Annotated in this window: 15 protein-coding genes; 8 read left to right on the top strand and 7 right to left on the bottom strand. The window is 35.8% G+C overall.

Annotated features, from left to right (window positions below; all coding sequences use genetic code 11):
- The first annotated feature begins 27 nt into the window (after positions 1-27).
- The 6 genes from ruvX (at position 28) to AC57AW_RS03430 (ending at position 4,466) form a co-directional block, all read left to right on the top strand.
- The gene (ruvX, locus tag AC57AW_RS03455) at positions 28-444 is read left to right on the top strand and encodes a Holliday junction resolvase RuvX (protein ID WP_318848584.1); all 417 of its coding nucleotides are present in this window, start codon (positions 28-30) and stop codon (positions 442-444) included.
- On the top strand, positions 441-1,013 hold the full coding sequence (gene def / locus AC57AW_RS03450; protein ID WP_318848585.1) for a peptide deformylase: 573 nt from the start codon (positions 441-443) through the stop codon (positions 1,011-1,013). Before ruvX ends, def begins: the two co-directional genes overlap by 4 nt.
- 75 nt (positions 1,014-1,088) lie before the next feature.
- Entirely contained in the window at positions 1,089-1,643 is a 555-nt protein-coding gene (locus AC57AW_RS03445) for a DUF5606 family protein (protein ID WP_496350831.1), read from the top strand.
- A gap of 288 nt (positions 1,644-1,931) precedes the next feature.
- Positions 1,932-2,699: a nucleoside triphosphate pyrophosphohydrolase gene (gene mazG, locus AC57AW_RS03440; RefSeq protein ID WP_318848587.1), complete on the top strand. Its 768-nt coding sequence runs from the start codon at positions 1,932-1,934 to the stop codon at positions 2,697-2,699.
- Positions 2,700-2,755: 56 nt separating this feature from the next.
- A complete protein-coding gene (locus tag AC57AW_RS03435; RefSeq protein ID WP_496350830.1) occupies positions 2,756-3,628 on the top strand; it encodes an SdiA-regulated domain-containing protein in 873 nt (290 codons plus the stop codon).
- Positions 3,629-3,665: 37 nt separating this feature from the next.
- Positions 3,666-4,466: a hypothetical protein gene (locus tag AC57AW_RS03430; protein ID WP_496350829.1), complete on the top strand. Its 801-nt coding sequence runs from the start codon at positions 3,666-3,668 to the stop codon at positions 4,464-4,466.
- Positions 4,467-4,549: 83 nt separating this feature from the next.
- Here AC57AW_RS03430 and AC57AW_RS03425 read toward each other — a convergent pair whose 3' ends face one another.
- Together AC57AW_RS03425 and AC57AW_RS03420 are read right to left on the bottom strand one after the other, a co-directional pair.
- On the bottom strand, positions 4,550-5,248 hold the full coding sequence (locus AC57AW_RS03425; protein WP_496350828.1) for a hypothetical protein: 699 nt from the start codon (positions 5,246-5,248) through the stop codon (positions 4,550-4,552).
- A 336-nt stretch (positions 5,249-5,584) separates the two neighbouring features.
- Positions 5,585-9,301 carry a metallophosphoesterase gene (locus tag AC57AW_RS03420; RefSeq protein WP_496350827.1) on the bottom strand — a complete coding sequence of 1,239 codons (3,717 nt, stop codon included), beginning with the start codon at positions 9,299-9,301 and terminating at the stop codon, positions 5,585-5,587.
- Positions 9,302-9,327: 26 nt separating this feature from the next.
- Here AC57AW_RS03420 and AC57AW_RS03415 point away from each other — a divergent pair, with 26 nt between their 5' ends.
- Both AC57AW_RS03415 and AC57AW_RS03410 read left to right on the top strand, forming a co-directional pair.
- Complete coding sequence (locus AC57AW_RS03415) at positions 9,328-10,503, top strand: Pycsar system effector family protein (protein WP_496350826.1); 1,176 nt, start codon at positions 9,328-9,330, stop codon at positions 10,501-10,503.
- Between the two features lie 21 nt (positions 10,504-10,524).
- Positions 10,525-11,448, top strand: a complete 924-nt coding sequence (locus AC57AW_RS03410; protein ID WP_496350825.1) for a bestrophin family protein — start codon at positions 10,525-10,527, stop codon at positions 11,446-11,448.
- Positions 11,449-11,457: 9 nt separating this feature from the next.
- Here AC57AW_RS03410 and AC57AW_RS03405 read toward each other — a convergent pair whose 3' ends face one another.
- The 5 genes from AC57AW_RS03405 to nuoK form a co-directional block, all read right to left on the bottom strand.
- Entirely contained in the window at positions 11,458-13,770 is a 2,313-nt protein-coding gene (locus AC57AW_RS03405) for a GAF domain-containing protein (RefSeq protein ID WP_496350824.1), read from the bottom strand.
- Positions 13,771-14,055: 285 nt separating this feature from the next.
- Positions 14,056-15,435 (bottom strand): NADH-quinone oxidoreductase subunit N, encoded by a 1,380-nt coding sequence (locus tag AC57AW_RS03400; RefSeq protein WP_318848595.1) that lies wholly within the window; start codon positions 15,433-15,435, stop codon positions 14,056-14,058.
- Positions 15,436-15,586: 151 nt separating this feature from the next.
- Positions 15,587-17,080 (bottom strand): complex I subunit 4 family protein, encoded by a 1,494-nt coding sequence (locus AC57AW_RS03395; RefSeq protein ID WP_496350823.1) that lies wholly within the window; start codon positions 17,078-17,080, stop codon positions 15,587-15,589.
- Positions 17,081-17,082: 2 nt separating this feature from the next.
- Entirely contained in the window at positions 17,083-18,996 is a 1,914-nt protein-coding gene (gene nuoL / locus AC57AW_RS03390) for an NADH-quinone oxidoreductase subunit L (protein ID WP_496350822.1), read from the bottom strand.
- A 2-nt stretch (positions 18,997-18,998) separates the two neighbouring features.
- A complete protein-coding gene (gene nuoK / locus AC57AW_RS03385; RefSeq protein WP_047494345.1) occupies positions 18,999-19,328 on the bottom strand; it encodes an NADH-quinone oxidoreductase subunit NuoK in 330 nt (109 codons plus the stop codon).
- Positions 19,329-19,330 lie beyond the last annotated feature (2 nt).

Below are 19,330 nucleotides of genomic sequence, written 5' to 3'. Positions count from 1 at the left end.
AGTAAATTTTACTAAATTTGCAGACTTATGGGACAAATCCTTGCAATTGACTACGGAAAGGCTCGTTGTGGTATCGCTGCAACAGATGATATGCAGATTATAGCCAGTGGGCTGGAGACTGTAGAGAACCGTTTTTTACTGGAATTTTTGAAAAAATATTTCAATGAAAATAAGGTAGATGAGGTAGTCGTTGGACTTCCCATAGATTTGAAAGGAAACGTTTCGGAAGTGGAAACCGATATTTTAAAATTCATTGAAGAATTTAAAAAAGAATTTTCGGATATTGCGGTCCATCGTTTTGATGAAAGATTTACTTCCAAAATGGCTTCGTTTTTTATTTCCCAAAGTGGAAAAAGTAAAAAAAAGAGGCAGGAAAAAGGATTAATAGATAAAGTAAGTGCAACCATCATATTGCAGAATTTTTTAGAACAAAGATTAAGATGATTTTACCGATAAGAGCTTTTGGGGATCCTGTTTTGAGAAAAGTAGGAAAAGATATAGACAAAGACTATCCCGAATTACAGGAACTGTTAGATAACATGTTTGAAACGATGTACAGCGCAAACGGCATAGGTCTTGCAGCGCCTCAGATCGGTTTAGATATCCGTATATTTATAATAGATGTGACTCCTCTTGCTGAAGATGAGGATTATGAAGATATTAAAGATGAGTTGGCAGAGTTCAAAAAAGTATTCATCAATGCCAGAATTCTTGAAGAATCAGGTGAAGAATGGAAGTTCAATGAAGGCTGTCTGTCTATTCCGGATATAAGAGAAGACGTAAAAAGAAAAGGCACAATCGTTATTGAATATTATGACGAAAATTTTGTGAAACATACAGAAACTTTTTCCGATATTAGAGCCCGCGTAATTCAGCATGAATATGACCACATTGAAGGGGTACTGTTTACTGACCATCTGAGTGCTCTGAAGAAGAAACTGGTAAAAGGTAAACTGACAAAAATCTCTCAGGGTGACGTGAATATTGGTTACAAAATGAGATTTCCAAAATAATTTAAACAAGGATAAAAGAAATAATATAAAGCAAAAAGCTTAGGGCTGATTGCAGAATTTACAAAAAATAAAATTATGCTGTTAGAAAAAATAATTTCAATTTCTGGAAAACCAGGACTTTACAAATTAGTTTCTCAATTAAGAAACGGATTCATCATTGAAGATGTTACCAGTAAGAAAAAAGTGAGTATCGGAAACTCAAGCCAGGTAAGTTTATTGGACAATATTGCCATGTTTACATTTGAGAAAGAAGTTCCTTTGTTCGAAGTTTTTGAAAATATTGCTAAAAACAACGACTATAAAGAAACAATCTCTCACAAATCTTCTGATGCAGATCTAAAAGATTTTATGTTGGCATCTCTTCCTAACTATGATACAGAAAGAGTATATGCTTCTGATATCAAAAAATTGGCTCAGTGGTACAATGTACTTCATAAAGCGGGATATATTACTCCTGAAAGTTTTGTGAAAGCTGAGGCTGAAACTTTAGATGGAGAGCCTGCAGAAGAGCTAAACATTGAAAAAGATGCTAAAAAAGCTCCAAAAGCAGAAAAACCTGCTGCACCAAAAGTAAAAGCTACTTCAGCTGCAAAATCAGCTCCAAAAAGTACACACAGAAAACAAGGATAATTCAGTTCTGAATTAAAAATACAAAGCCTTGTCGGGATTTCCTGGCAAGGCTTTTTGTTTTTAGGTAGCAGGTAGGAGATGATAGGTAGCAGGGATTAGGGATTAGGGATTAGGGATTAGGGAAATTTTCTGCTGAGTTCAAATTTCGTCTTTATCATTAAACATTGAACGCGAAGACGAATCTCGCACCCTGTAACGCATCTATAATCTCTCAACTTTCAACCCCAACCTTTGCCATAGACCCGAAATATCCCTTACATTTGTATAAGATTGAATTTCCCATTACTTATGAATACGAAACAGGAGAAACTAGAGGCCTTCGGAAGATTACTGGATATCATGGATGATCTGCGTGAAAAATGTCCGTGGGACCAGAAACAGACCTTAGAGTCTCTTCGCCATCTTACCCTTGAAGAAACCTATGAGCTTTCAGATGCTATTTTACAGGACGATTTGCAGGAAATAAAAAAAGAACTGGGAGATGTTCTGCTTCACTTGGTTTTTTATGCTAAAATTGGCTCAGAAAAAGAAAGTTTTGATATCGCAGATGTCATCAATTCCCTTAATGAAAAGCTGATCTTCCGTCATCCTCATATCTATGGAGATGTTGAAGTGAAAGATGAGGAAGAGGTGAAACAGAATTGGGAAAAACTAAAACTCAAGGAAGGAAATAAATCCATTTTGGGCGGAGTACCGAAAAGTTTGCCAAGTATGGTAAAAGCGTATAGAATTCAGGATAAAGTAAAAGGAATTGGTTTTGAATTTCATGATGCTGAGGATGCCTGGAAAAAAGTAGATGAAGAGATTCAGGAGTTTCACGCTGAGACTGATCTTCATAAAAAGGAACAGGAACTGGGTGATGTGTTTTTCTCACTGATCAATTATGCAAGAATTTCAGGAATTAATCCCGATTCTGCTTTAGAAAGAACCAACCTGAAGTTTATTTCACGATTTCAAAAGATGGAAGGACTTGCGGAAGAGCAGGATCTAAAATTGGCAGATATGTCTCTGGAAGAAATGGATGTTCTTTGGGAAAAGGCAAAAAAACTTTCATAGTTTCCGATTGGAACAATTAATGCTTCTTACATTCAATTAAAAAAATAAAAATAAATATGTTACGCTTTCTTATTTTACCTGCTTTGCTTTTATTGAGCTGCAATCCTAAAGCTCAGAATTCTCCGCCTAATGAGGATGAATTGAAAGTCCAGTTTTCTCTACCTAAAAAGTTAAAGGAAGTTTCCGGAATTACTTTGTCAAAAGATAAGAAAACAATCTGGGTGATAGAAGACAGAGGAAATAAAAATGCTATATACGGACTGAGTGATAAAGGTGATATGCTGGCAAAAGTACCGGTAGAAAATACTGAAAATACAGACTGGGAAGATATCATATCAGATTCTCAAGGAAATATTTATATCGGAGATTTTGGAAATAATGATAATAACAGAACCGATCTTGCTATTTTAAAAACTGATCTTACCAGCAGTACACAGACAACAACAAAGGTTGTTCAGACAACAAAATTCCATTACCAGGGCCAGACAGAATTTCCTCCCAAAAAATCAAATCTGTTGTACGATTGTGAAGCTTTTGTAGAAATGGATGGTAATTTTTACTTATTCACAAAAAACAGGAGCAAAGGTTTTGACGGAACTTTCCTTGTATTCCAGGTGCCTAATAAAGAAGGTGATTTTGAAGCAAAGTTAATAGGAACATTGAAACTTCAGGGCGGGTATAATGATGCTGCCATTACTTCAGCTACGATCAACAGTACCAAGGATAAAATTGTGTTGCTGGCGCATAAAAACATCCATGTCCTTACAGGCTTTACTGCTAATGATTTCAATTCTGCTAAAATTCAGAAAATTTCATTGAATCATAATTCACAAAAAGAAGCTATTGTTTTTCTTGATGATAAAACAGTAATGATTGCTGATGAGAAAGGGAAGGATGAAGGTGGAAATGTGTATACATTTTCTTTTTAGGTTGTTTATTCTTACTTTTGCAGCCGATTAGATAACCATGAAAAAAATATTTTATATTTTATTTGCACTAAGTTTATTTTCGTGCAGTACAAATGATGAAGCAGTAGCTGAAAATCAAACTGAAGATTTACAACCTGATAAAGGGTATATTTTTGAGATGGATCAGCGCAAAACACTGCCTAGTCCTGAAAAATACTATCGGTTTTTCTATGAAAATGGACATTTGCTGAAAATGCTTGGAAGGAACTATTCTGTAACAGCGGATTTCCAATTTTTTTATCCTGATGTAATTACTCAGTTAACTTATACAAACAATAAGATACAGGTAGATTATCTTGAATCAGGAACAACTTCTGGATATAGAATGACTTCTTATCTGATGCAAAATAACAGACCTGTTAAGGCTGAACAGTATTATAAGTATAATGATGGTGTCTCCGAACTGGAAATGTCAAGAACCTATACCTATGGATCCAATACAATAAGTGTATATACAAAACGAGGATATCAGGAATTGTTTAGCACGTATTATTTTGATTCAAATAATAATCTTTCTAAAAGTGAAACATTAGAAAAGGCAGGAGACAAGAATAAGCAGTTTACAACTACTGTGTATTCAGATTTTGACAATGCTAAAAATCCATTTAAGAAATTATACCTGATCAATGATGATTTTTATGAAAAGAGTTTATCAAAAAATAATTTTAGAGCTAAGGAATCAGTTATTGAATATGCAGAGTATCCTGTAGGTATACCTCCTCAGCCTGGAATATCAAAGGCGAAATGGACTTATAAGTACGATGCTAACGGACAAGTATTGTTATATTTTCAACTTTAACTATATATCAAATAAAACCCCACAGAGAAGTCTGTGGGGTTTTTGAATATATGAATGTATTGAAGTGATTGACATTTTACAACTTATGGAGTAAGGTAAGAAATGTGAATATTACCACTCGATAAACGGAAATCCTGAGTATATCGGCAGCGTATTCTAAAGGTTTCTCCTGTGTTAAAAAAGTTAATGGATGAAAGATTATGATTCAATCCTGTAGTACGCTCTCCATGTCCGGTAGATATTCCTGCAAGTGTTGTCAATGCAGGAGATACTTTTTGGATATAAGAATTGGCTGTTCCTGCAGTTTGTCCTGATGGATTTAAATTCAAATCATAGGTTGCATAAGGAACAATATTATAGAACCCAGGTTTTACTACTGTGAAAAGCCCTGTTGATGAGTTATAAGTCAAATAAGCAGTATCAATCTTATTGCTCACATTGAAAACATAGGTTTGTGAATAACTTTCATGTGTGCTGACTGGAGTAGAATGTGTTCCTGTATAACTACCGCTGGATGGGCTGATGTCTGTTTTATTTCCAACGTAGACCACTTTTAAGAAGTTTTCAGATTCTATCGTTTTCCATACCGGAGTATTTCCAGCTCCGTTTGACATCAGAACTTCCCCTTTGTTTCCTGAATTACCTTTTGTTCTATCATCACCGCCTACATTTAGGTCTTTAACTACCTGCAGTGAACCATTGACATGTAATGTATGTTGAGGTGTTGAAGTCTTAATCCCTATCTGTGCATTTAAATGAATAAACATGACAAATAGTGCCATATATAATAGCTTTTTTTTCATCATCTGTTGATTTTTTGTTGCAGCAAATATAAAATGTTTTTAAAATGTCCTTTTTTTAAAGAATTGATAAACATATAGTGCTATGTGTTGCATTGACTTATATAGCTGAAAATATGGCTTTTATTTAAAAGCCATATTTGTTTTATTAGTGAAAAATGTAAGCTGAAAATTAGAATTATTAAATTTAATTAAAATTGATTTTTTTTTTGAATGTTCAATAATAGTTAATTTAATTAATTGACAACCAGAGTTTTGAACTTCCTTTTTAATTGTTGTGCTGTAGATCTGAGTTAATTTCTTTTATAACGAAATCACTTAAAACTTCATTCCTATCCCTGCCGAAAGTCTTCCGCCGTCTGAACCATAAAAATAATTCAGTCTTGCAGACATCATTTCTACAATACTCAGCCAAACACCGGCGCCGGCAGACTGGTGCCATTTTCTGGAATTTTCATTGTCATTCCATACACGGCCGATATCATATCCGATAAGGATTCCCATATTTGCAGGAATAATATTGTTTCTTACTCTCCCAAAATCCCATCGTATTTCTGAGTTATTGGTAAAATAGGATCTTCCTGAGAATCTTTCGTTTCTGAAAGCTCTCATTCCATTATTACCTCCAATAGTCGCTGCCTGATAGAATTCAAAATTATTGTTATTCATCCACATGACATTACTGGCATTGGCAAAAACAAATTTTCCTTTCTTATCAATTCTGTGATCAACAGCAAGCTTTCCTTTTACAGTCAGGAAATTTTTATTAAAATCAGAAAGAGTTGCTTTCCAATCTGCATTAAGCATAAATTCCAGCCCAAGAGTAGGGAAGGCTGCATTATCCGCATTTTTATAACCAAATGTATAATTGGCTCCTACAAACTGTTGGCTGTTAAATACGCCAGGTCTTACGTCCGGTGACTGATTGATAAAGCGGTCAGCTTTTCTCTGTACTTTATTATCTTCAAAAGTCAATTGAAACTGATGGCTCAGATTCATCCAGCTCTTCTGAGAGATAGAAGGTGCAAAGTTGAATTTTGAAATTCTGGCTCTGTTGTATTCTCTTTCTGTACTTTCTTTGTCATATTCACTTTCATTAGACAGTCCAAAGAAGTTTTGAGAAAACCTTGGAGTCGTATAAAATGCGTCCAGATTGAAATCCCAACCTGAGATTGCTTTTTTAAATACTCCTTTATAGGTAAGGCTAAATCCTGCTGTAGCAGTATAAAAATTAGCTTTTAAGCTGTGTCTTTGGGTGTAAGGATCACGGATGAAATTATTAACGGTATAATTGGCCAGAACACCTACAATAACACCATCATCCGGGTTGTAGTCCAGGTTTGGATATCCTGCAAAAGAATTGTATTTCGGGTGCTTATAATTATAGCTGTTGATGTCATAATCATCAGTGATGTTTTTGGTTGCATTACCAGCATTATAGGTATTCTTCTGAGATTTAAAATCATAAATCTTCACTTTTCTTCCATCAGCAACAGTATACGTATCATGATTATATCCACCAATCAGTCTGATGTTCATTTTAGGGTTTCCGGTGCCTTTTACTTCATAAATATCATCATCTTCCAGTCCGTAGATCCACAGTTCTTTTGTTTTAGAATCATGATAGGTCTTTTCAAAAACCAGTTCGTTCTGATCCTTATTTTTGCCCAGTTTATATTGCTGTACAAGTACTGAGTGCCCGTCTTTGGTAATGATAAACTTATCAGGATTTACAGTTCCTGCCAGCGGTACTTTTTTCTGCAATACATTATAATATTGAGCAGCGTAGCTTTGAAGTTTTGTTTTTCTTACTTTCAGTTTTCTCTGGATCTCAGCAATGGTGCTGTCTTGTACTTCTTTAGGAAGATTATGGAAAGCATCATCAATATCCGCATCAGTGAGATGTTCCTGAATATATTTTGCCTGTGTTTCCCATTCTGTCTGATCAGCCCCTTTTAAAAAGACCAGATCCATTGGGTAAGGCTCCATAGCAAGCCACTTTACACTGCTGATATCTTCTGTAAAGGTTTTCATATGGCGGATTGCCGGAACATTCATAATAAGCCTAAATGCAGCTCCGTCATATTTACTGAATGCCTGATCTCTGTCTTTAGGGATTGGTTTGTAAACTACCTTGTCACCCACTTCATATTCTGCCCATTTCCATTGATCTGAGTGTCTGTCCCAGTCGCCAATAAGCATATCAAATAATCTTGCTCTGATGTAAGATTCTCTGTCAACAGAATATTTATTGCTTTTGCTGAGGTTCTTTAATACATCATCCGTAGAAACAATGTCTTTTGCATTTCCGAGATAGGCCAATGTTTTAGGATCAGAAGAAAAACGTTCTTCAATCATATACATTTCATCTCCGTAATTCTCATTATATCTTCCCAAAGCTTGCTGTTTAGGAATATAATACAGTTTTGGATTGCTGTGCAGAATATTCAGTTTCTCTGACATATTTCCAATCGTAAACGGAGTAAAAGGGTGATTGGTAGTATAAAAATCCAATAGGAACTTTTCAGGGAAAGTATCCGTAAGTTCTTCTCCTAATGTACTTTTTGTGAAAGCCATGTTGTTAAGAAAACGGATGGCACTTTTTTTCACTCCACGCATGACGAATTCCTGTCCGTCAGCAGATTTCAATCGTAAGCTGTTGGATTGGTTTCCTCCACCTTCTCTGAAAGGGATATATCCGCCATTTAATTCTGAAAGATTGGCCGTTGGAGCCTCAATCGGAATTCCGTAATAATTTCTGTAGTGATCCCCCCAAAGCCAACGGTAAAATTTTCTTTTTTGAGTAAGCTGTACCGGGTAAATAGTGGAAGAGAATGTCTGCGGAAATGAATTGGGAAAATTATTGATAAATACATCCGGCTTGGAAATTACTGAAATATGAGTCAGTTTTTGAAGCTGTGCATCTTTTGTGGAAAAATATTCAACATCAGTACTTTCATCTTTTCTGAAATTTAAAACAGCAAAACCGCTGCCTCCATAGGAAAAGTCAGTTTTTTCTATAATGGTAGACGGATCTGTTTTAGAACCAGCACCACTGATGATTTGTCTTATGTTTTCATCCTCATGATATTGAAGATTATGATCATGTCCGGAAACAAAAATAATATTTTCCTTATCCTGAACAATACTTTTCAGTCTGTTGGCCAGATCCGCATAATGCTGGTTATTGATATCTTCAGGACTGGCTCCTGAGGAACTTCTTAAAATATTGATTAAGCTTGCAACACCAGGAACAGGAACCTTACTTTTTAAAGGAAAAAGATGTGACTTTGCAGAATTAAAGCCTGCATGGGTTCCGCTGCTGATAATGGGATGGTGTAAAGCAACAATGATTTTTTTACCCTGATTTTTGATAATGAGATCTTTAAATTCATCAAAAAAATTCTCACGGGTTTTGATATTACAGTTTTTATTGATTCCCGGATAATTGTCCCAGTTTGCAATCACCCATTCCGAATCAACAGCAATAAGCTTAATATCTTTAGAAATGTTGATATCATCAATAGGGCATCCGTTTTTAGGCAGAAAAGCCTTTTTGTCGTCAAGGTATTTTTTTACCAATCCCTCCTGAGTATTCAATCCTTCTATTCCGTTGTACCAATCGTGATTTCCGGGAATTACCAATGTTTTACCCTTGAAATTTTTGGTTATGGCAAGTTGATTTTCCAGTTTATTTTTAGCTGATTCATACTCTTTATCTGTTTCTTTGGGCATCCCATTTGGATAGATATTGTCTCCCAAAAAGATCAGCATAGAATTGCTGTCGGCAGAATCAAGTTTGTTTTTCAGTAAACTCAGTGTCTTTTGTGCCTGAGGTTCATCTGCGTTTCCTGCGTCTCCAATCAGAAAAAGTTTAAAATCATTTTCAGATTTTATCTCAGAATCTTTTACTTCAAATAAGTTTTTGCCCTTTTGTACGTTATAGGTAGCACAGGAATAAAGGGCTCCTGCGGACATTACAGTTCGAAGAACAATAGAAGTATTTTTTAGATGAGTTTTAAAGGATAAATTCATAAATTTACATTAACAAAAATTCAGGAATGAGCATTCTACAAAAAGCCAAAAATTATGTTGAAATCTTATTCAAAGATAAGTTATCTTCAGTATATTTTTATCATAATTTTATCCATACTGCCTATACGGTGAATAAGGCTGAGGAAATCATGAAAAATACCCCTGTTTCTGAAGAGGATCAGGAGAAAGTACTTGTAGCATTATGGTTTCATGATACGGGGTATATAGAATGTGCCCTGAACCATGAAGAGAGGAGTGTAGAGGTGATGAAAGCCTTTTTACAGCAGGAAAATTATCCGGAAAATTATATAGCGGATGTTGAGAAACTGATTCTGGCTACGAAGATATATTATGAACCCCAGAATTTACTGGAAAAAATCGTAAAAGATGCTGATTTCAGTCATTTTGCAGGTCATGATTATAACGATATTTCCGATGCTTTGAGAAAAGAATGGGAACTGACTAATGTAAGATGCTTTTCTAATGAAGAATGGAATGCCGGAAATCTTGATATGCTGAAAAATAAGCATACTTTCTATACAGATTATGCCAAAGAAAACTGGGAACCTCTGAAAAAGAAGAATATTAAAAAGATCGAAAAGAAGCTGGGAAAAGAAGAAGAGAAGAAAGAGGAAAAAAAAGAAAGCTCTGAAGGGAAAAAGGAAAAAGAAAAATCAGACAGAAGTGTAGATACTTTATTCAGAGTAACACTTAACAACCATACCAGACTAAGTGATATTGCAGACAGCAAGGCCAATATCCTCTTATCTGTAAATGCAATCATTATTTCGGTTTGTCTTTCTGTGTTAATTCCTAAGCTGGATGCTCCTAAAAATTCACATTTGATTCTTCCGAGTTTTATATTGTTATTGTCCAGCGTAATGACGATCATATTTGCTATCCTGTCTACAAAACCGAATGTGACCAAAACAACTTTTACGTCTCAGGATATTGCGAACAGAAAAGTAAACCTGCTGTTCTTCGGAAACTTTCAGCAGATGTTGTTTGATGATTATCACAATGCGATGAAAGACCTTATCAAAGACAGAGACTATATTTATGATTCTATGGTAAAAGATCTGTATTATCTGGGGAAAGTTTTAGACAGAAAGTACAAGCTTTTATCAATTACCTATAAGATCTTTATGGCAGGGATTATTATCTCTGTTTTGTCTTTCGGGGTTGCTTTTCTTAGTATTTAATTAAAAGATATACATTCACAAATGATAGTCAGACAGCGTACAAATTGGCTGAAAATGTTATTTATATGGAGAGGTTCTGTGCTGAAGAAAATTATTGTTCAGCTTACGATCATTACGCTGTTTTCTGTATCTATCTACTATTTCAAAGGAAAAGTATTTGATTATAAAGTACATCTTAACCCTACTATTTTTACATTGATAGGATTGGCATTGGCCATTTTTATGGGATTTTGTAATTCCGCGAGCTATGACCGTTTCTGGGAAGGCCGGAAACTTTGGGGATTACTTGTGATTGAAACCAGATCTCTGACGAGACAGATCTTATCATTAGTGAATGATTCTTCTCCCGAAGCTAAAGAAGACAAAGAAAGGATTATCAGGCTGATCTCTGCATTCTGCTGGTCTCTGAACTTTCAATTGAGGGATAAATCCGGTACAGAGCATCTTGAAAGGCTACTTTCTCATGAAGAGCTTGAGCAGGTAAAAGATAAAAAATTCATTCCTAATATTATTCTGGGATTTATTGCTGACTGGCTCAACGAACAGAATAAAAAAGGAAATATTGATACCATCGTGATGGCATCTATGGATCATCAGCTTAACCAGTTTTCTAATATTTCCGGTGGCTGTGAGAGAATTTATAATACTCCTTTACCTTTTGCCTATAGTGTTTTGCTGCACCGTACCGTGTACCTGTATTGCTTCTGGCTTCCTTTCGGACTGGTAGATTCTTTAGGTTGGATGATGCCTTTGATTGTGCTGCTCATCAGTTATACCTTTATCGCTCTTGATGCCATTATTCAGGAAATTGGAGAGCCTTTTGGAGAGGAAGAAAATGATCTTGCTTTGAACAGTATCTGTCGTACCATAGAGTTTTCTATTTTTGAACAGGCAGGAATTCCTCAAGGGGAATTGAAGAAGCCGGATACTTATTTTGTAGATTAAATTTATTTTCTATTCCTGTGGAAGCATAAAAGAAACCCTCAGTGCCAGCAAGCCTGTAATTCCCTGAAGATCTTCTACCTTAAGAAACTCCACGTCATGCTGTAATACGCCTTTTTTCTGAAGTCTGGAAATGTAATCGAGGTATTCCTTTTGGTTTTCCATTCCGAAGTAGACGATAGTGATTTTTCCGGGAGCAGTGATGCGTTCTGCAGAATCTTTCACATGGGCTTTATCCAGACGTTTTTTGATAATCTCGTAATAAGAATTATAGGCGCCGTCTACATCAAAGCGCTTTTCATCCATTCGGAAACGGATGTCTATTTTTTCATTATAAACAAAGATTAATGAGGCAATATCCAGCTGTACAGGAAGTTGTTTTTTGAACGATTGAAATTCGAGTTCCATTTTACAGATGGTTTTCAGCTGCATGTATCTCAGTTTGTGAACAACTTTTGAGGTATAGTGAAGATCAGGAGCAATGGTATGACCAATATACAGGTTATGTTCCACACCATCAGACTTAAATCTTTCATAGTAGTGCGGGAAAATTTCCTGTGCTTTTATCTGGCTTTCATCCAGTAAATCCGCCAGTTTCCGGTTGACCAGAGTGATAGAGTCATCCAGGTTTTTTCTGTGATGATAAAACAGGTCAGTAGGGGTAAAGATATGTGAAAAGTAGTCTTTAATTTTTGCCTTTATTTCTCTGGAAGTTTTTACTTCCAGTTTTCCCTGTAAAAAAGGATGAATTTCTTCCCTTAATAATCTTTGAAAACGCTGTTCTGTATCGGCTTTGATTTCATTGTTCAGTTCATTTTCAAAAATATCCAGTGCCAGCAGGAATTTTTCTGAATCGGAATTAGTGAGTATAAAAATCTCATTCAGCCATTCAATCTGCTGATTAAGATCCTGAAGCATCAGATTAAAACGTTTTTCCGAAGAAGAACGGATATCCGAAACCCCAAACAGCGGAGTAAGGTTTTTAAAAGCAATTTGCTTTAATGTATATATTTTCTTTCCTAGTGATGCGGTAAAGTATTTTTCAGCTTCATTTCTGAACTTCCAGACTACACTGTCATGGATGGTAGTATATTCACGCTGGATAATGGCTTCTATCTGATAATTTTTCTCAAAGTAGAATCTGCTTAGAGAGAAAAGAATCATATCGGTAAAAAACTCCAGTTTTTTGAGTTTTAAACCATTGAAGCTGCCAGCAATAGGAGAGGTGAATTCCATGATCGCAAGGAGGTCACCGTCTTTCATGATAGGGATTACCATGAAGCTGTTGATATTATTATCCTTTAAAATACTGAAGGAAGGAAGCTGTTTGACATTTTCATCCAGGTTGTCTACATTAGAAACAACAACGGGTTTTGAATTATGATTTAAATTATTAAAAGTATTCTTACGGGTTTCTTCATCAAAAGTATTGATCCAGAAATCGAGTATATGATTGGTGAGAAGACTTTCATAAATGGGAAGTTTATCAAGCTTCTGTTCTTTTTTGTTGAAAGTCATCAGTCCGAAACTAAGTTCCGGAACATCAAAATAAGATTTGAAAATTTCAGTCAGATTTTCGTTGGGATTCAAATCTTCGGGGTCAATTTCAATCATGCTTGATTTCAGGTCGGAAAGTGCTACTTCAGAGGTGCAATCTACCAGTGAGATAATGGTAAATCCTTTCAGTATCCATGATTCTGATGGGAAATGTTTTTTCCACAGTTTAAAATCATCCAGATTTTCCAGCAGCATATCCAGAACATCATCAGATGGGATTTTAGCCTCTTCTGTAGGGGTAATTTCCGTAAAATCTGAGTTGACTGTAATCTTATAATGCTTCATAATCCCCTGTTTGTTGGGGATGTCATAATAGAACGGGATTATACTTTTAATATCTTTTTTGAAGTAGCTCTGTAGAATAAGGCAGCAGCAGAATACATAAAACTCATTATCTGAAATATTTCTGAGTTCTATTTCGAAGTCTTTCCCGGCGTCTTTAAGGATATCTTTAAACCTTTCAGTATAGTTGAATGTAATATTAGAAAGAGGAATACTTGCTGCTTTTATCTCATTTCTGGTAAGACCGGTTGGGAAAAGATCAGCAAGAAGCATCCTGATGAGGTCTTCATATTTTTCGAGCAGTGCAGTATCTTGAAACCCTTCTCTTAGCTCTTTAAAATTTCTGATACTCTCTATCAAAGATTCTGCATAATTGACTCTGTATTCCAATCTGTCATTATATCGGATATGTTCCAGGACATCCAAATATTTTTTGAATGATATATAAACCTGAAAAGGAGAGTCTTTTTTATAGAGATTAGCCAAAAGCTGAAATTTAGAGTAAAGTTATGAAAAAAGCAGAATATTGGCAGGGTGAAAGTTTTATTTTATTATATAAAATTCAATTATGCCTTCAGAAATTGTGCAAGGTATTTTATCATTCATTGCTCTTTTTTGAGAAGGGGTATCATAGCATTACTGATTAATAAATTTATTGATTTTTAGATGAATCAGATCATTTTTACTATTCTGGTTTCATTTCATATTACAATTACTATAATAAAAAAGCACAACTGAAAAGTTGTGCTTAGTATATTTTAAATTCAAATTTTACAATCCGAACATTCTTGCAAATAAATCAGGGAAAACCCCAAGGACAATAATCAAAGCAATTATAATTACGGCAATGATATTGTAAGTAAGTGTTACTTTTTCTGAAGATTTGAATGTTGATTCTTTAAAGAAGAACATGGCAATGATCAGTCTTAAATAATAAGCGATAGATAGGGCAGAACCTAACACAGCTACTAATACTAAGAAAGCTGCACCGTTCATAGCCTGGGAGAATAAAGCAAATTTCCCCATGAAACCAGCTGTTAACGGAACTCCTGCCATTGAAAGCATAGAGATTGCTGCTGCTGTTGCTAGTAAAGGTTCAGTTTTTGCCAATCCTTTGAATGCTCCGAAAGAAGTCTCTCTCTTTAATTTCTCTACCCAGATCAGACACATGAAAACTCCTACTGTAGATAAAGAATAAGCAAATAAATAAAAGGCAAGGTTATAAGTAGAAAGGCTGGTCATTCCGAAGAATACCAATCCGATATATCCTGCATGAGATACTGAAGAGTACGCTAACATTCTTTTTGCGTTCGTCTGAGCAAGACCCATAACGTTTGCTAAAAGTAAAGTAATGATTAAGAATACGCCTAAAACATTGATCCATTCATGAGTAACTCCAGTGAAACCAAGAGTCATCAATCTGAACAGCGCAAAGAATCCTGAGATCTTTACTACACTCGCCATGAAAGCTGTAATCAATGAAGGAGAACCTGCATATACATCAGGGCTCCACATGTGGAAAGGTGCCAAAGCTACTTTGAATGCCAATGCACAAAGAATCAGTAATACTCCTAAAATGAACATTACATTCCCTGAATTAGCTACTCCAAAATCATGAATCTTGTAAAGGTCAAAACTTCCTGTACTTCCGTAGATGAACGCAATCCCGAACAGTAAGAAACCTGTTGCGAATGCACCCATAAGGAAATATTTGATAGAAGCTTCGTTAGATCTAAGATCAGTTTTGTTAGCTCCAGCCATTACATATAATGGAATGGAAAGGATTTCAATTCCCAGGAACATCGTCACAAGGTTCTGATATCCGAAAAGGATAATCCCTCCACATAATGCAAATAGCATCAATGCATATAATTCTGACTGGTGGCTTCTGTGGTTGCTGAATGCAAAACCTCCCAGGAAGAACAATAATAATGTTGTTACAATTGATATTTTAGTGAATAACGCCGTATTGTCACTGTACTCATACATATGCTTGTAATGGTCGAAGAACGAACATTCCGGCATAAAACTTACGTACAATGCAATGATTAATCCCAAAATCCCAATGTATCTTGCGAATTTTCCTTGTTCAAAAACTCCTGAAAATAACGCAATAACTGCCGTTAGGAAAACAATAATTAAAACACTCATAATATAGATTTGAGATGTGAGATTTGAAGTTTAAAGTTCAATGTTTAGAGTTATAATTTTCAGTTCAAAAGTTCCTGTCTATTATCTCTTCGCCTTTTATCTTTATTCTCTCGAATCTCTTAATTTTTTAATTTTTAAATCTTTTAATTTTTTAGTTAGCCATCGCCGTGTAGATAAACTTCACTGAACTACTCACCATGTCGATTACCGGTTGTGGGAAAATACCTAGTAAGATCACAAAAACCGCTAAACTTGCCAGTACTGAAAATTCCACAGCCGATACATCTTTTGCTGTACTTAAAACGGCTTCATCTCCTTCTCCAAACATTGCTTTTCCGTAGAATCTCAATAAATACACCGCACAAAGAATTACCGTAAGACCAGCAATTACTGCTGCTGTTCCGTTAAAATCATAAACAGATTTCAACAAGATAAATTCTCCAATGAATCCATTCGTTAATGGAACTCCCATTGACCCTAATATAATGATCAGGAACAATACAGCAAATTTAGGAGCTACTTTAGCTAACCCACCCATTTGTCTGATATCTCTTGATTTAAATCTCTTGTATAAAATATCACAACAGTAGAATAATCCCACTACGTTGATACCGTGAGCGAAAGTCTGTACCAAAGCTCCTTCAGCACCTTCAACAGTGAAAGTTCCTCTAAGTGTAACTACTGCTGAAGCAAAGATACCAGCGACCATCAATCCTACGTGAGAGAAAGATGAATACGCAATGATTCTCTTCATATCCGTCTGGATAATAGCGATCAACGCACCATGAACAATTCCTACAATGGCAAGGATGATCACAATCTGTCCTGAAATTCCTGCTATCGGAAGCGGAGTAATGGGTAGTAAATAACGCATTACACCGTATACTGCCATTTTAAGCATGATCCCTGATAACAACATCGATCCCTGAGTAGGAGAGTAGGTATAGGTATCAGGCTGCCATGTATGGAAAGGGAATACCGGTAATTTCACTGCAAAAGCAAAGAAAATAAACCAGAATACCACAGTCTGCTGTACTTCGTTCAGTTGGGCATTATATAAATCTGTTAAAGCGAATGATGCAGAGTGGTTGTACACATAGATCAATCCGGCTAACATAAACAAAGATCCAACGAATGTATATACGAAGAATTTCGTAGTGAATTCAAACCTTTTATTCTCTTGTCCCCAAAGTCCGGCAATAAACCAAATTGGAATCAAAGTTACTTCCCAGAAAATGTAGAATAATAATCCGTCTAAAGAAGTGAACACTCCTACAAGCCCGAACTGCATCAATAGAATCAGTCCGTAGAATGTATTTCTATAGTTTACATTTTCGTTGAAAGATGATAAAATAATAATTGGAGCCAGAATATTGGTCAATAATAAAAGAAGCATACTCATCCCATCGATACCGAAGTGAAGAGAACTCTTCATAAATTGTGACCAAGGATAATTGATCTCATGCTGCAATACACTATCTACCGTCGGACTAAAATCGAAATCCGAAAGTATATAAAATGTAAGAAGCATTTGAATCAATGCAATTCCCAGTGCCAAATATTTGCTGGAATTACTCTTCCATGCAAAAACTAATCCCGAACCTACTAGAGGTAATAGTAATAATGTTAATAATAAACAAGACATTATTATTGTAATAAAAAGTTAACAATTAATATAATTCCCACAGCTAAAGACATGATAAGAATATACGTCTCTACATTTCCGTTTTGAACACGCTTCATAGCTTTTCCGCTGTCTTCAGCACCATCACCTACAAAGTTTACAAAACGGTCTAAGATCCCCTTATCAAACATCTTTCCTCCGCGTCCTAATCCTTCAACAGTTTTTACAATCAATGCGTTGTAAAGTTCGTCAACGTATAATTTTTTAGCAGAAAGCTTTTCCCATCCGGTATAATTTTCTTCTGCAACAGCCATCTTTTTCTTACCCAGATAGGTATTTCTAACGATGAACCATACAGAGAAGAACATAATCACTGTAGCTGCTAATAAGATCATTTCAGTATTGAAAGGTACTCCTGAAAGAGTAGCTTCCATCTGGCTGTAGCTTTGTTCCGTAAGAACAGGCTTTAACCATTCCATCAGTTTGGCATAATGACCGTGACCAATGAAGTGTGGCAGGTTGATGAAACCTCCGATTACAGAAAGAATAGCCAATACGATCAATGGTAATGTCATATTTGACGGGCTTTCATGTAAGTGGTGTTTCTGTTCTTCAGTACCTCTGAACTCTCCGTGGAATGTCAAATAATACAGTCTGAACATATAGGTTGCAGTCATTGCCGCTAAAGCAAATAAGATAACCCAGTAAATAGGGTTTTTAGCGAAAGCTGCTACTAAAATTTCGTCTTTTGAGATCATCCCTGATAGTAAAGGGAAACCTGAGATGGCTAATGTCCCGATAAGGAATGTAGCGTGGGTAAGAGGAATATATTTTTTAAGACCTCCCATGAAACGCATATCCTGCTCGTTGCTCATTGCGTGGATTACAGAACCCGCACCCAAGAATAATAAAGCCTTGAAGAATGCGTGCGTCATTACGTGGAACATCGCTGTAGTATACGCTCCAAGACCTAAAGCAATGAACATGAATCCAAGCTGTGAAACGGTAGAGTAAGCCAATACTTTTTTGATGTCGTTCTGACGAAGTGCATAGAATCCTGCCAAAGCAGCAGTTAAGAATCCAATGAATAAAATTCCTCCCTGTACTGTAGGTGCTAAGGTAAATAAGAAGTTGGATCTTACTACCAAATAGATACCAGCAGTTACCATCGTTGCCGCGTGGATCAACGCTGATACAGGAGTTGGCCCAGCCATCGCATCTGGTAACCATGTATATAATGGAACCTGAGCAGATTTACCGGTAGCACCGATGAATAAACTCGCTGTGATAAAGATAATCACTGTTCCGTCTAATTCAAATTTTGAAGCGTTTTCTGCTACAGAAAGATAATCTACAGCATTGGTCTGAGAAGCGATCATGAAGATACCGATCAACAACGCAAGGTCACCAATTCTGTTCATGATGAAAGCTTTTCTTGCTGCTTTACCATATTCCTCGTTAGTATACCAGAATCCGATCAACAGGTAAGAACAAAGACCTACCCCTTCCCATCCGATGAATAAGATAAGGTAGTTGCTTCCCATTACTAAAAGTAACATAGAGAAGATGAAAAGATTCAGATAAGTAAAGAACTTATAGAATCCTTTGTCATGACTCATATATCCGATAGAGTATAAGTGGATCAGTGAACCGATACCTGTAATGATCATCACCATCATTAAAGAAAGCTGATCAATCTGAAATCCAAAATTAATTTGAATTCCATTGACTCTAAACCATTCAAAAGCTTTTACGATTACAGGCTGGCTTTCAGAATTGAAATTCATAAAAAGACTTACAGCGATACAGAATGACCCGAAAACCATTGCTGTAGCCAAAGATCCAACCAATATTTTTGGAAGATTTTTCCCGAATAAACCGTTAATAAGAAACCCTAAAAGTGGTAAAAGTACTATTGCATATACTAGATTCTCCATTCTTATCCTCTTAATTTATTAAATATACTCACATCTACAGAACGGGTATTTCTATATAGCATAGCAATAATTGCCAAACCTACTGCTACTTCAGCAGCAGCCACTACCATAATGAAGAAAACTAAAAGCTGTCCGTCGCCGTTGCCTTTATACGCTGAAAAAGCTGCCAATAAAAGGTTTACAGAATTCAGCATAAGCTCTACACAGCCCAGAATCACAATAGCATTTTTTCTAAGCAATACTCCCATTACTCCCAAACAGAACAATACTGATGAAAGAATGATGAAGTACTCCAAAGGGATGCTTTGTATAAATGTATTTACTTCTCCCATAA

The sequence above is a fragment of the Chryseobacterium sp. BGA-UO-ETr-SB22 genome (genome assembly GCF_059567885.1).
Note: the sequence above shows the minus strand (reverse complement) of the source record. Positions and strands in the feature narration are given on the sequence as shown.